The organism is Streptomyces sp. NPDC051940 (genome assembly GCF_040680895.1).
GTDB lineage: Bacteria > Actinomycetota > Actinomycetes > Streptomycetales > Streptomycetaceae > Streptomyces.
Genome location: NZ_JBFAXR010000005.1, coordinates 55,870 through 68,267, shown reverse-complemented (window position 1 = coordinate 68,267; position 12,398 = coordinate 55,870). Strand labels below are relative to the sequence as shown.

Annotated in this window: 11 protein-coding genes; 8 read left to right on the top strand and 3 right to left on the bottom strand. The window is 72.7% G+C overall.

From position 1 onward, the window contains the following. Positions 1–33: 33 nt before the first annotated feature. Positions 34–1,014, bottom strand: coding sequence for a LacI family DNA-binding transcriptional regulator (locus AB0M28_RS03965; RefSeq protein ID WP_365397276.1), 981 nt, complete (start codon positions 1,012–1,014; stop codon positions 34–36). 216 nt (positions 1,015–1,230) lie between these two features. On the opposite strand from AB0M28_RS03965, the gene AB0M28_RS03960 reads away from it, so the two are divergent. Continuing rightward, positions 1,231–2,373, top strand: a complete 1,143-nt coding sequence (locus AB0M28_RS03960) for a mandelate racemase/muconate lactonizing enzyme family protein (protein WP_365397273.1) — start codon at positions 1,231–1,233, stop codon at positions 2,371–2,373. 105 nt (positions 2,374–2,478) lie between these two features. On the opposite strand, the gene AB0M28_RS03955 is transcribed toward AB0M28_RS03960, so the two are convergent. Together AB0M28_RS03955 and AB0M28_RS03950 are read right to left on the bottom strand one after the other, a co-directional pair. After that, entirely contained in the window at positions 2,479–3,450 is a 972-nt protein-coding gene (locus AB0M28_RS03955; RefSeq protein ID WP_365397270.1) for an NEW3 domain-containing protein, read from the bottom strand. A 23-nt stretch (positions 3,451–3,473) separates the two neighbouring features. Next, on the bottom strand, positions 3,474–4,901 hold the full coding sequence (locus AB0M28_RS03950) for a Gfo/Idh/MocA family oxidoreductase (protein ID WP_365397267.1): 1,428 nt from the start codon (positions 4,899–4,901) through the stop codon (positions 3,474–3,476). Between the two features lie 183 nt (positions 4,902–5,084). On the opposite strand from AB0M28_RS03950, the gene AB0M28_RS03945 reads away from it, so the two are divergent. The 7 genes from AB0M28_RS03945 to AB0M28_RS03915 all read left to right on the top strand — a co-directional run bounded on the left by AB0M28_RS03945 (position 5,085) and on the right by AB0M28_RS03915 (position 12,383). After that, positions 5,085–5,825: a hypothetical protein gene (locus AB0M28_RS03945; protein WP_365397264.1), complete on the top strand. Its 741-nt coding sequence runs from the start codon at positions 5,085–5,087 to the stop codon at positions 5,823–5,825. Between the two features lie 101 nt (positions 5,826–5,926). After that, positions 5,927–6,787, top strand: a complete 861-nt coding sequence (locus AB0M28_RS03940) for a haloalkane dehalogenase (protein WP_365397261.1) — start codon at positions 5,927–5,929, stop codon at positions 6,785–6,787. Between the two features lie 48 nt (positions 6,788–6,835). Beyond that, positions 6,836–7,699: a sigma-70 family RNA polymerase sigma factor gene (locus AB0M28_RS03935; RefSeq protein WP_365397258.1), complete on the top strand. Its 864-nt coding sequence runs from the start codon at positions 6,836–6,838 to the stop codon at positions 7,697–7,699. A 196-nt stretch (positions 7,700–7,895) separates the two neighbouring features. Then, positions 7,896–8,354: a response regulator gene (locus AB0M28_RS03930; RefSeq protein ID WP_365397255.1), complete on the top strand. Its 459-nt coding sequence runs from the start codon at positions 7,896–7,898 to the stop codon at positions 8,352–8,354. 78 nt (positions 8,355–8,432) lie between these two features. Next, positions 8,433–9,479: an ArgS-related anticodon-binding protein NrtL gene (nrtL, locus tag AB0M28_RS03925; RefSeq protein ID WP_365397252.1), complete on the top strand. Its 1,047-nt coding sequence runs from the start codon at positions 8,433–8,435 to the stop codon at positions 9,477–9,479. Between the two features lie 59 nt (positions 9,480–9,538). Continuing rightward, on the top strand, positions 9,539–10,927 hold the full coding sequence (gene lysA, locus AB0M28_RS03920) for a diaminopimelate decarboxylase (RefSeq protein ID WP_365397249.1): 1,389 nt from the start codon (positions 9,539–9,541) through the stop codon (positions 10,925–10,927). 163 nt (positions 10,928–11,090) lie between these two features. Then, positions 11,091–12,383, top strand: coding sequence for a homoserine dehydrogenase (locus tag AB0M28_RS03915; RefSeq protein ID WP_365397246.1), 1,293 nt, complete (start codon positions 11,091–11,093; stop codon positions 12,381–12,383). Positions 12,384–12,398: the final 15 nt, after the last annotated feature.

Here is a 12,398-nt window from a genome sequence, read left to right as displayed (position 1 = left end):
CTCGTGGGGTGCGTTGGTGTTCGGGCGTACGTGTCAGCGGGGGGCCGGTCCGGTCGAGGCCCGGGGGATCAGCCGGGAGCCGACCTCCACCGGTGCCGCGGGGCCGGCTCCCGGACGGCCCGCGATCGTGTCGATGAGGAGGTCGCTCGCCCGCGTGGCCAGCTCCTCGGGATCGATCCGGATCGTCGTGAGCCCGGGGGTCGAGACGGAGGCGAGCAGGGTGTCGTCGATGCCGAGCACGCTGACCTCGCCGGGGACGGAGACGCCCAGCTTCGCCAGCTGGTGCAGGACGCCGAGCGCCACCAGGTCGTTGTGGGCGATGACGGCCGTCGCGCCGTGCGCCGCGACCAGCGTCGCCGCGTGCAGACCGGTCTCGAACCGCGGCTCGTACGGACCGAGTTCGGCCAGCGAGAGGTCGAGCGCCTCGAAGGACTCGTGGATGGACTTGCCGCGGCTCAGCTCGGCGCGGGAGGCGTTGACGAAGACGCACCGCCGGTGCCCGTACGCACGCAGATGCTCCGCGGCCTGGTGGATGCCGGCGTCCAGGGAGATGTGCAGCTCCGGGATGCCCGGCACATGCCGGTTGACCAGGACCAGCGGCATCTGGCCGCTGAGCTCCTGCAGCCGCTCCTCGGTCAGCGTGGAGGCCCACAGGATCAGGCCGTCCACCTTCTTGGAGACCGCGGCGATGGTCTCCAGCTCGTCCGCCTCCCGCTCGTCGCTGTCGGCGACCAGCACCGTGTAGCCCTGGCGCCGGGCGCGGGCCTGCATCGCCTTGACGATGGGCGGGAAGAAGGGGTTCGCGATGTCCGGGACGATCAGGCCCAGGGTGCCCGTCCCCCCGCCGCGCAGCGAGCGGGCCGCCGGGTTCGGCGCGTAGCCGAGCTTGGCCGCCGCGTCGAGGATCCGCTGCCGGGTGGCCGGCTGGACCTGGTCGGGCGCGGTGAAGGCCCGCGACACCGTCGACACGGAGACGCCCGCCGCGCTCGCCACTTCCCTGATCGTGACTGCCACGCCCCGGCCTCCCTCGGTTCAACCTGCTGGACGCGGAGAAGCTTTGCGAACGTTCCCGGGAGTGTCAAGAGTGTTGCATCCAGGAAAACTTCATGGTGGCAAAGGGCTTGAACTCGAAGCCGGTTCACGCCAATGATGCGTTCTTGAGTTTCTGAGTGATGTTGCGGGAACGTTTTCATACCGCCTCAGGCTGCATACAGCGCGCAAGGGAGTCCCATGAAGATCACCGGCCTGGAAGTGCTGACCCTCCCGGACCACGGCGACAGCATGATGCTGGTGGCCGTGGACACGGACGAGGGCATCCACGGGCTGGGCGAGGTAGGCATCAGATCGCGGCAGAAGGCCGTCGCGGGCGGGCTCGAGCATCTGGCCGAGCTGCTCGTCGGCGAGGATCCGACCCGTATCGAGCATCTGTGGCAGGTGATGTTCCGGCGCGGCTTCTTCCCCGCCGACCGCTTCCTCGCCGCCGCCATCGCGGCGGTGGACGTGGCCCTGTGGGACATCCGCGGCAAGGCGCTCGGCGTCCCGGTGCACGAGCTGCTCGGCGGCCGGGTGCGCGACCACGTCCCGGCGTACGTCCATGTCGGCGACGGCTACCACGACCGTGAGCGCTTCCTGCAGCGCTGCCGCGACCTCGTCGCCGAGGGGTGGGGCCATCTGCGCTTCTCGACCGTGCACGACGAGGACGACGTCCTCGACCCGCGGCGCTGCCTGCGCGGCTCGGTGGAGCTGTTCCACCAGGTCCGCGAGACGGTGGGGGACGAGGTGGAGCTGATCCTCGACGTGCACACCCGGCTCGATCCGCCGGAGGCGGTCACCCTGTGCCGGGAGATCGAGGCGGCCCGCCCCTACTTCGTCGAGGACCCGCTGCGCAGCGAGAACCCGGAGAGCTTCAGGATGCTGCGCGCCCGGACCGGCGTACCGCTGGCGGCGGGCGAGCAGTTCGGCTCGAAGTGGGAGTTCCGCCGGCTCATCGAGGGCGACCTGATCGACTACGCCCGCGTCGACCTGGGCGTGGCGGCGGGCCTGACCGAGGCGAAGAAGATAGCCGCGATGGCCGAGACCCACTACATCAAGCTCGCCACCCACAACCCGCTCGGCCCGGTCACCGCCGCCTCCTCCCTGCAGCTCAACCTCGCCTGCCCCAACGTGGCGGTCCAGGAGCACCAGACCGACCCGGAGCCGGTCGCGGCCGGCCTGTTCACCGTCCGCCCCTCGGTCGTCCCCGGCCGGGTCGAGTACAGCGACGTGCCGGGCATCGGGGTGGACATCGACCGCGAGGAGGCCCGCCGCTACCAGGCGGTCGCGGCCGAGCGGCCGCATCTGCGCACGCCGGACGGGGCGTTCACGAACTGGTAGCACGTCCGGCGGACGCGACGGCGCCCGGATCCGCGGAGGGGAGGCGGATCCGGGCGCCGGGCGGCGGTCGCGTCAGGGTGCGACCGCCGGAGGGGGGCGGTCGCGTCAGGGTGCGATCGCCATGTCGAACACGTGGATGCCGCCGTTGCCCGGCAGCACCACGAGCTCGACCGTCTTGCCCGCCGTCAGCGGGATGGAGTTGGCGAACACGCTGTACGCGATGCCCGCGTTGCCGTAACCGGTCTGCAGATTGCGCCCGTTGGCGGCCGCGATCTGCGTCGCGCCGTGGTCGGTGACGTTCTGGAACGACCAGTTGGGGAAGCCGAAGGTGCCCGAGCTGGACGTCCCGTCGGTGTAGAAGACCGTCGCGCTGCCCAGCGCGCCGAAGCCGACGCCCGAGCCCAGGAAGACCAGCCGGCTGCCGGAGCCGGACAGGGCGATGGCCTGGCTGCCGCAGGACACGTTGCCCGGCATCCCGGACGCCACGTCCGGCCAGGTGAGCCGGGCGCCGAGGGCGGAGACCGCGCCGCCCCGGACGATGCCCACGTCGGCGAGCTTCTGGGCGGAGAAGCTGTTGCCGCCGCCGTCGTAGTTGCCGGGCGTGGTGTTCGACTCGTCGGTGACGCCGACGTTGTTGTACGCCGCCGCCAGGTTCGCGAGCGCCGTGCCGCGCCGCTCGGTACGGCTGCCGGTGGCCGAGCCGAGGCCGTCACCGCCGGTGTACGTCGCGGTCGCGGTGAAGGTCAGCAGCTGGAAGCCGGACGTGGGCGCCGGCACCAGCAGCTCGAAGGTGGCCGTGGCCTCGGTGCCCTGGGCGAACGTGCCCTGGACCTCGCGTACGGCCGGCTCCACCGTCCAGCCCACCGGGCCGGAGAAGGTGACGTGCAGATCGCGCAGCCGCTTCGCGGCCGTGTTGCGGACGGTGACCGTGACGGTGGTGACGTTCGGGCCGTCGAGGTCGACGGCGGATATCGAGACCTCTGTCTGCGCGGCATCCGCGCCGGCCGCCAGCGCCCGGGCGGGCAGCAGCAGCGTCGCGGCGCCCGCGAGCGCGAAGGATCTGCGGGAGAGGGACATGGGCGTAAACCTCCGGGGAGTCGTCAGCCGGCGACCGGCGGCATGTCGGATTCGCGGGAGTCGAGCCCGATCCGCAGACCGGACCAGGAGCCGCGGGTGAAGTCCGGGATGTCGACCGGACGTCCCTTGTCGTTCAGCGACATCACGCTCAGCGGCACCGGCGAGCACCAGGCGGCCGAGTCGTAGATGTCGATGTCCGGCACCTGGCCGGTCCGCATCAGCTGCACCGTGCGCCACTGCAGCACCCAGTCCATGCCGCCGTGCCCGCCGTTGTTCGCGGCGTCGTCGCCGATCTTCCGCCACAGCCAGTGGTCGTACTCGTCGCGCATCTCCTGGAAGTCGCGCCACGCGTCGCCGCTGTGGTCGGGCTCGACGTAGACGCGCGCGCCGGTCCCGTCCGTGCCGGCGTAGTCCTCGAAGAGCCCGCGGCTGCCGCCGAGCGTGTTGATCCGGCTGTACGGGCGGGCCGAGCTGACGCTGTGCTCGGCGCGGATCAGCCGGCCGTCGGCGGTGGTGATCATGCACGTGATCAGGTCGCCGTTGATGTACGTCTCGTTCCAGGACGGGTGGTCCTTGGGCATGAACCGGGCCCGGTAGTCGGCCAGCCCCTTGGGCGCGGACGCGGTGGCCGTCATGCTCACCATCCGGTCGCCGCGGTTGACGTCCATCGCGGCGGCGATCGGGGCGAGGCCGTGCATCGGGTAGAACGAGGCGGTGCTGCGGGTGTGCCACAGCCGGCGCCAGGAGTCGGTGTAGTAGGTGTTCGAGAACAGCAGCGCCCGCAGGTCGTGCAGATAGCCGCCGTGCCCGTTGGTGACGTCGCCGAAGACGCCGTCGTGGGCCATGCGCAGCATCGCCAGCTCGTTGCGGCCGTAGGAGCAGTTCTCCGACAGCATCAGATGGCGGCGGGTCTGCTCGGAGGTGTTGACCAGGTCCCACAGCTGGTCGAGCTCGGTGGCGATGGGGAGTTCGACCAGCACGTGCTTCCCGGCGAGCAGCGCCGCCTTGCCCTGCTCGTAGTGGAACTCCCACGGCGTGGCGATGTACACGAGGTCGATGTCCTCGCGCTTGAGCATCTCCTGGTACGACTCGCGCGCCCCGCCGAACTCCAGCGGCCGCGGCTTGCCCGCCGCCACCAGCTGGTCGGCCTTGCGCTTGGCGCGGTCGGGCCGGATGTCGCAGACCGCCGTGACGACGGCGCCGGGCACGGCGGCCCAGCTCTGGGTCATCCCGTTGCCGCGGTTGCCCAGCCCGATGACCCCCACCCGTACGGTCGGATACGTGTCGAAGGGCACGCCCACCATGGTCTTCTGTCCGGCGGGCCGGCTCGGCGTCCCGCTCGACCCGGCGGCGCTCGCGGGCGTCGCGGTGACCCCGAAGGCGGTGGCCGCCCCCGCGGCCAGGGCTCCGCCGACGACGGCCCGCCGCGATACTCCAGCTGTTTCCGGCATGCGTTCGCTCCCTGTTGACGAATTCGGCATCGCTGGCGGGGATGACTCTCGCGGGCGGGGTCGCGGGTGTCAATACGTGTTTAAAAATAGGATGTTGTGAGCAGGAAACTGCATACGCTGAGCTGTGCAACCGTCCGGAGTCCGCCCGCGTCAGAGGGCTGGATCTCCGGGAGGGAGCAGACGATGGGCGTGCTGGGGCGGGCCGGACACAGATGGGCGGCGTGGGTGGCCGCGGTGACCGTGATGGCGGTCGGCGGGGGACTCGCCCTGGCGACGGGAGGGGGCGACGGCGGAGGTGCGCGGCGGGCGGCGGGCGGTTCGTACGCCGGCTGCCAGGACCGGGACGCCGCGTACGACCCGGCGTATCCGGACTTCAGCGCGGACGACGCCCAGGACTGGGTGTCGTTCGGCGACCATGTGGCTGTCTTCCGCGTCAGGCCGGGCAGTGAGCGTACGGCGGGGCGCGGGGACCGGTCCGCCGAACTCGTCGTCGACCAGGTGCTCTTCAGCCGGGAGGGCGCCGGGAAGCTGCCCCGCGCCTTCCGGGCGCCGCTGACCAGCCCGCCCTGCCGGTCGTGGGTGAAGGAGGGGCACACCTATCTGGGCCTGATCGTGCGCGACCGGGTGGTCGACGGCGAGCCCGCGGTGTGGCGGCCTGTGCCGAGCGCCGGGATCCTGCCGTACGACGGGGAGAAGATCGGCACCGGCGAGATCGAGGGGAAGACCGGAACGGTCCCGTACGAGGACCAGTCGCCCTTCGAGCTGGCCCGGCAGATGCACGGCCAGCACGCGCTCACCCTGCAGAGCCTGCTGCTGAAGGCGGAGCCGTACGGGCAGGCCGCCCGGCATCCGGAGCTGCCGCCGGGCGAGCGGTTCGATCTGGTGCAGAAGGAGCGCGAGGCGCGGTCGGCGAAGTACCAGTAGAAGATTTCTCGGGCCCGGCCGTCACAACCGGGCCGCCCGCTGTGTCCAACCCCGGTGAGAGCGACGGAAACACCGTCCCACCGGGAAGGACACCACCGGCCATGACGAACACCATCAAGATCAAGGACTCCCACCTCGCCTACCGCGAGACCGGCACCGGCACCCCGGTCGTCCTGCTGCACGGCAACCCCAACTCCTCGTACATGTGGCGCAACGTCATCCCCCATCTGTCCTCCCAGGGCCGGATCCTGGCCCCGGACCTGATCGGGATGGGGGAGTCGGGGAAGCCGGACATCGGCTACCGGTTCACCGACCACGTCGGCTACCTGGACGCCTGGTTCGAGGCCATGGGGCTGGACGACATGGTGCTGGTCGGGCACGACTGGGGCGGGGCGCTGGCCATGGACCACGCCGCCCGGCACCCGGGGAGGGTGCGCGGTGTCGCGCTGATCGAGACCTTCCTGCGGCCGGCGCGGCTGACCGACCTCCCGCCCGAGGGCCGGGCGTTGTTCGCGAGGCTGCGCGGCCCCGAGGGCGAGCGGATGGTGCTCCAGGAGAACAGCTTCATCGAGTTCAACCTCCCCCGGGGCGTCCTCAGCGGTCTGTCGAAGGAGGACCACGACGTCTACCGCGCGCCCTACCCCACCCCCGAGTCCCGGCTGCCGACGCTGGTGTGGCCCCGCGAGATCCCCATCGACGGCTCCCCGGCCGACGTGCACGAACGCGTCGAGGCGTACGGCCGCTGGGCCGCCGCCAGCCCCGAGGTGCCGAAGCTCCTGATGACCGTCGAGCCCGGTACGCCGCTGAGCGCGGAGGCCGCCGACTGGGCGGCGCGCACCTACGCGGCCCTGGAGGTCGAGTCGGTGGGCACCGCGGGCCACAACGCGATGGAGGACCAGCCGGACGCGATCGGGCAGGCGGTGTCGCGCTGGCTGGACCGGCACGGGCTGACCGCGGGGTGAGCACCGGGGCGGCCGCGCGAACGGGCGCCCGCCGCGGACAATGGGTGCATGGCAGACCAGTACCAACCGCCGTTCGCGGACGCCGAGTCCGAGACCGCCGTCGTCGCCCGCGCGGCGGCCGGTGATGAGGAGGCCCTGGAGGAGGTCGTACGCCACCTCCAGGACCCGCTCTACCGGCTCGCCCTGCGCATGGTGAACCGGCCCGCCGACGCCGAGGACGCGACACAGGAGATCCTGCTCAAGGCCCTGGCCGCCCTGGGCACCTGGCGGGCCGAGGCGCGCCTGCTCACCTGGGCGTACCGGATCGGCGTCAACCACCTGCTCAACCTGCGCCGCCAGAGCCCCCAGGAGGCGGCCGGCCTCAGCTTCGACGAGTTCCGCGACGGCCTCGCCGACGGGCTGGCCACCGCCGACCACACCGGCCCGGAGGCGTCCGTACTGGCCACCGAGGTCCGGCTGACGTGCACCCAGGCGATGCTGCAGTGCCTGGGCCGCCAGGAGCGGGTGGCCTTCGTCCTCGGCGAGGTCTTCGAGCTCAGCTCCACGGAGGCCGCCTGGGTGCTGGACGTCACCCCCGCCGCGTACCGCAAACGCCTGGAGCGCGCCCGCACCCGCATCCGCGGCTTCATGGACCGCACCTGCGGCCTGGTCAACCCCGAGGCGTTCTGCCGCTGTTCGCGCCGCGTCGACACCGCCGTGCGCCGCGGCCGCGTCGACCCCCGCCGCCCGGCCCTGGCCCGCCACCCGGTCACGCCGGGCGGCCGGAGCGTCCAGCAGGCGGAGGACCAGATGATCCGCCTGCACACGGCAGCCGCGGTACTGCGCTCCCACCCGGACTACGCGGCCCCCCGGGCCCGCACGGACGCGGTGCGGCAGGTGCTGGAGTCGGGACGGTTCCCGCTGGTGGAGTGACCGCTCCCGGCACAGCGCGGGCCGGCCCGGGATGTCCGGACATCCGGCGGCCTGCGACCTGCACGGAACGGTCGAGGCGGGGTCGTGAGCCGGACAGAGGTGGCCGGATCTTGCCGTACCGATTCCGCAACCGGTCGGAAACCGGAAGTAGTTAAAACCCGGACGTGATGGAGTCCGCCCGCCTACGCTTTCCCTTGTGCCTGGCTTGTCGGGCCGGGTCCTTGTCGTGGACGACAACAAGGTCATCCGGCAGCTGATCAGGGTCAATCTCGAGCTGGAGGGCTTCGAGGTCATGACCGCGGCCGATGGTGCCGAATGCCTGGAGATCATCCACCGGGTGCAGCCCGACCTGGTGACCCTCGACCTCGTCATGCCCCGCCTCGACGGACTGCGCACCGCGGCCCGGCTGCGGGCCGACCCCCGTACCCGCGCCCTGCCCATCGCCATGATCAGCGCCTGCACCCCGCTGGAGGAGGAGATGGCCAGGGCGGTCCGGATAGACGCGTTTCTCGCCAAGCCGTTCGAGCCCGCCCAGCTGGTCAAGATGGTCCACGACCTGGCCCGCCGCGCCGCCCCCTCGCCGACGGCCCCGCGCGGGCGGCGGGAGGAGGCGGCCGCCGACGACGGTGAGCCGGCCACCGTGCGTCTGCGCTGAACCGCGTCCGGCCCCCCTCCGGTCCCGCCCCGGAAAACCACTCGCCCACCCCACGGGCCCACCGCATACGCTAGGAACGTGACCCCCGCCCAGCTCTCCCGCACCGTCCTGCGCACGGTGCGCGAGGCCGTGGCGGACGGGCAGCTGGACGTGGCGGTCCCGGACCGCGTCGCCGTCGAACGCCCCCGCCCCGGCGGCCGGGGCGACTGGGCCACCGCCGCCCCCCTGCAGCTGGCGCGCGCCGCGCGGCGCCCCCCGCTGGAGATCGCCGCCATCCTCGCGCACCGGCTCGCCGACGACCCCGCCATCGCCGAGGTCGAGGTCACCGGCCCCGGCTTCCTCAACCTCACCCTGGTGCCGGACGCCCGGCCCGACGTCGTACGGGACGTCCTCGCGCAGGGCACGGAGTACGGGCACGGCACCGCGCTCACCGGGCTGCGCTACCGCCTGCCGGCCCCCACGGAACCCCGCGCCGTGCGCTGGGCCGCCGCCCTGGACCGCGTCCTGCGCGCGGCGGGGGCGGCCCCGGCGGGAGACGGGGACCGGAGCGCGCCGGAGGAGCCCGTGCACGTCGTACCCCTCCCCGCCCACGATCCGGCCGCCTTCACCGAGGACGCCCTGACGTGGGCCTCGGTGCGCCCCGCCGCGCAGGACCACCCCCGGCTGGACGGCGGGCTGCTGGTCCAGCGCGAGAGCAACCCGCTGTTCCTGGTGCGGTACGCCCACGCCCGGGCCCACGCCCTGCGGCGGGCCGCCCGCGAGCTGGGGATCGCGGCCGCCGGCAGCGGGCCCTGTCCGCAGGGTGGGACCGATGTGCCCGGGGCGGACGGCACCCCGTACCGTTCCACCCAGGGGGCCCACCCGGCTCTCCGAACCCTCGTTGCGGGGCTTCCCGAAGCCGTGGAGTCCGCAGCCCGCCACCGCGCGCCCGACCGGGTCGCCCGGTACGCCGAGACGCTCGCCGACGAACTCCTGGCGTACCTGACCCGCGCCCCGTGCCTCCCCCGCGGCGACGAACCCGCGACGGCCGCCCACCACGAGCGGCTGCGCACGGCCGAGGCGGCGCGCACCGCGCTGGCGAACGCACTGGCCCTGCTCGGCGTCAGCGCGCCGAAACGCCTCTGAGCCGCCCCGCACCCGGCCCCGACCACAGACCCGAGAAGCCCCCGAGGAGAAGAAGTACCGTGAGCCGCTCCGCCCACCCCGCAGGACCCCGGCACGCCGACGTGCTGCCCGAGGGGCACTACACCCCGCCGCCGCCGGACCTCAACGAGCTCGACCCCCGGGTGTGGGCCCGTACCGTCCGGCGCGACGGCGACGGCGTCGCCACCGTGGGCGGTATCCGGGTGACCGACCTCGCGGAGGAGTTCGGCACCCCCGCCTACTTCCTCGACGAGGACGACTTCCGCGCCCGCTGCCGCGCCTGGGCGGACGCGTTCGCCGGCGCGGACGTGTTCTACGCGGGCAAGGCGTTCCTCTCCCGGGCGATCGTGCGCTGGCTGAAGGAGGAGGGCCTCAACCTCGACGTCTGCTCCGGCGCCGAGCTGGGCCTCGCCCTGGACGCCGGGATGCCCGCCGAGCGGATCGCCTTCCACGGCAACAACAAGACGGTCGAGGAGATCGAGCGGGCCGTCGAGGCCGGGGTCGGCCGGATCGTCCTCGACTCGTACCAGGAGATCGTGCGCGTGGCCGCCGCCGCGGAGCGGGCCGGCAGGCGCCAGCGCGTGCAGATCCGCGTCACCGTGGGCGTGGAGGCGCACACCCACGAGTTCATCGCCACCGCCCACGAGGACCAGAAGTTCGGCCTCGCGCTGCAGGACGGCCAGGCCGCCGAGGCGGTACGCCGGGTGCTGAACCTCGACTCGCTCGAGCTGGTCGGCATCCACAGCCACATCGGCTCGCAGATCTTCGACATGGCCGGCTTCGAGGTCTCCGCCCGCCGCGTCGTCGGACTGCTGCGCGACATCCGCGACGAGCACGGCGTCGAGCTGCCCGAGATCGACCTCGGCGGCGGCCTGGGCATCGCGTACACCTCCGACGACGACCCGCGCGAGCCGTACGAGATCGCCAAGTCGCTGAGCGAGATCGTCACCCGCGAGTGCGCGGCCGCGGGCCTGACCGTGCCGCGGCTGTCGGTGGAGCCGGGCCGCGCGATCGTCGGCCCGACGGCCTTCACGCTCTACACCGTCGGCACCATCAAGGACCTGCCGGGGCTGCGGACGTACGTCTCCGTCGACGGCGGCATGTCCGACAACATCCGCACCGCGCTGTACGACGCGGAGTACTCCGTCGCGCTCGTCTCGCGCACCTCGGACGCCGAGCCGATGCTGACGCGCGTCGTCGGCAAGCACTGCGAGTCCGGCGACATCGTCGTCCGCGACGCGTACCTGCCGTCCGACCTGGCGCCCGGCGACCTGCTCGCCGTACCGGCCACCGGGGCGTACTGCCGGGCCATGGCCAGCAACTACAACCACGCCCTGCGGCCGCCGGTCGTCGTCGTCAAGGACGGCGCGGCCCGGGTGATCGTCCGCCGGGAGACGGAGGAGGATCTGCTGCGGCTGGACGTCGGTTAGCGATTCCTTGCGGCGCGGGGGGCGGCGGACGGTACCGTCTCACTTCCCGCGCCGCGAATCTCACCATACGGACAGCGGGTTCCCTCGGGCCCCCGCTGCGTGAAACTAGGACGTCCCCACTCAAGACGGGGACGCACGACGCAACGATTGAAGCGAGGTCGTCATGGGCACTGGGCGCAAGCTCAAAGTGGCGCTGCTGGGCTGCGGATCCGTCGGTTCCGAGGTGGCCCGCATCATGACGACGCACGCGGACGACCTCACGGCCCGGATCGGCGCCGAGGTGGAGCTGGTGGGCGTCGCCGTCCGCCGCAAGGGGCGCGCCCGCCCGGGCATCCCCGAGGAGCTGCTCACCACGGACGCCATGGCCCTGGTCAAACGCGGCGACCTCGACATCGTCATCGAGGTCATCGGCGGCGTCGAGCCCGCCCGCAGTCTGATCACCACCGCCTTCGAGCACGGCGCCTCCGTCGTCACCGCCAACAAGGCCCTGCTCGCCGAGGACGGCCCCAGCCTCTACGCCGCCGCCGCGCAGCACGGCGTCGACCTCTACTACGAGGCCGCCGTCGCGGGCGCCATCCCGCTGATCCGCCCGCTGCGCGAGTCCCTCGCCGGCGACCGGGTCAACCGGGTCCTGGGCATCGTCAACGGCACCACGAACTTCATCCTCGACAAGATGGACACCTCCGGCGCCGGCTACGCCGAGGCCCTCGACGAGGCCACCGCCCTGGGCTACGCCGAGGCCGACCCCACGGCCGACGTGGAGGGCTTCGACGCCGCCGCCAAGGCCGCGATCCTGGCCGGCATCGCCTTCCACACCCGGGTCTCCCTCGACGACGTACACCGCGAGGGCATCACCGAGGTCACCGCCGCCGACATGGCCTCCGCCCAGCGGATGGGCTGCACGGTCAAACTGCTGGCGATCTGCGAGCGCGGCGCCGACGGCCGGACCGTCACCGCCCGGGTACACCCCGCGATGATCCCGCTCAGCCATCCCCTCGCCTCCGTGCGCGGCGCGTACAACGCCGTCTTCGTCGAGGCCAGCGCGGCCGGCCAGCTGATGTTCTACGGGCCGGGCGCAGGCGGCGCGCCCACCGCCAGCGCCGTGCTGGGCGACCTGGTGGCCGTGGCCCGGCACAAGCTGGGCGAGTCCAACGGGCCGGGTGAGTCCGCGTACGCGCGACTGCAGGTCGCCCCCATGGGCGACGTCGTCACGCGCTACCACATCAGCCTCGACGTGGCGGACAAGCCGGGCGTGCTCGCCCATGTGGCGACGATCTTCGCGGAGCACGACGTGTCGATCGACACCGTGCGCCAGCAGGGCAAGGATGGAGAGGCGTCCCTCGTCGTGGTCACGCACCGGGCGCCCGACTCCGCCCTGCAGGCCGTCGTCGGGAAGCTGCGCGAGCTGGACACCGTGCGTGACGTCGCGAGCATCATGCGCGTCGAAGGGGAGTAAGGGAGCACCGGAAAT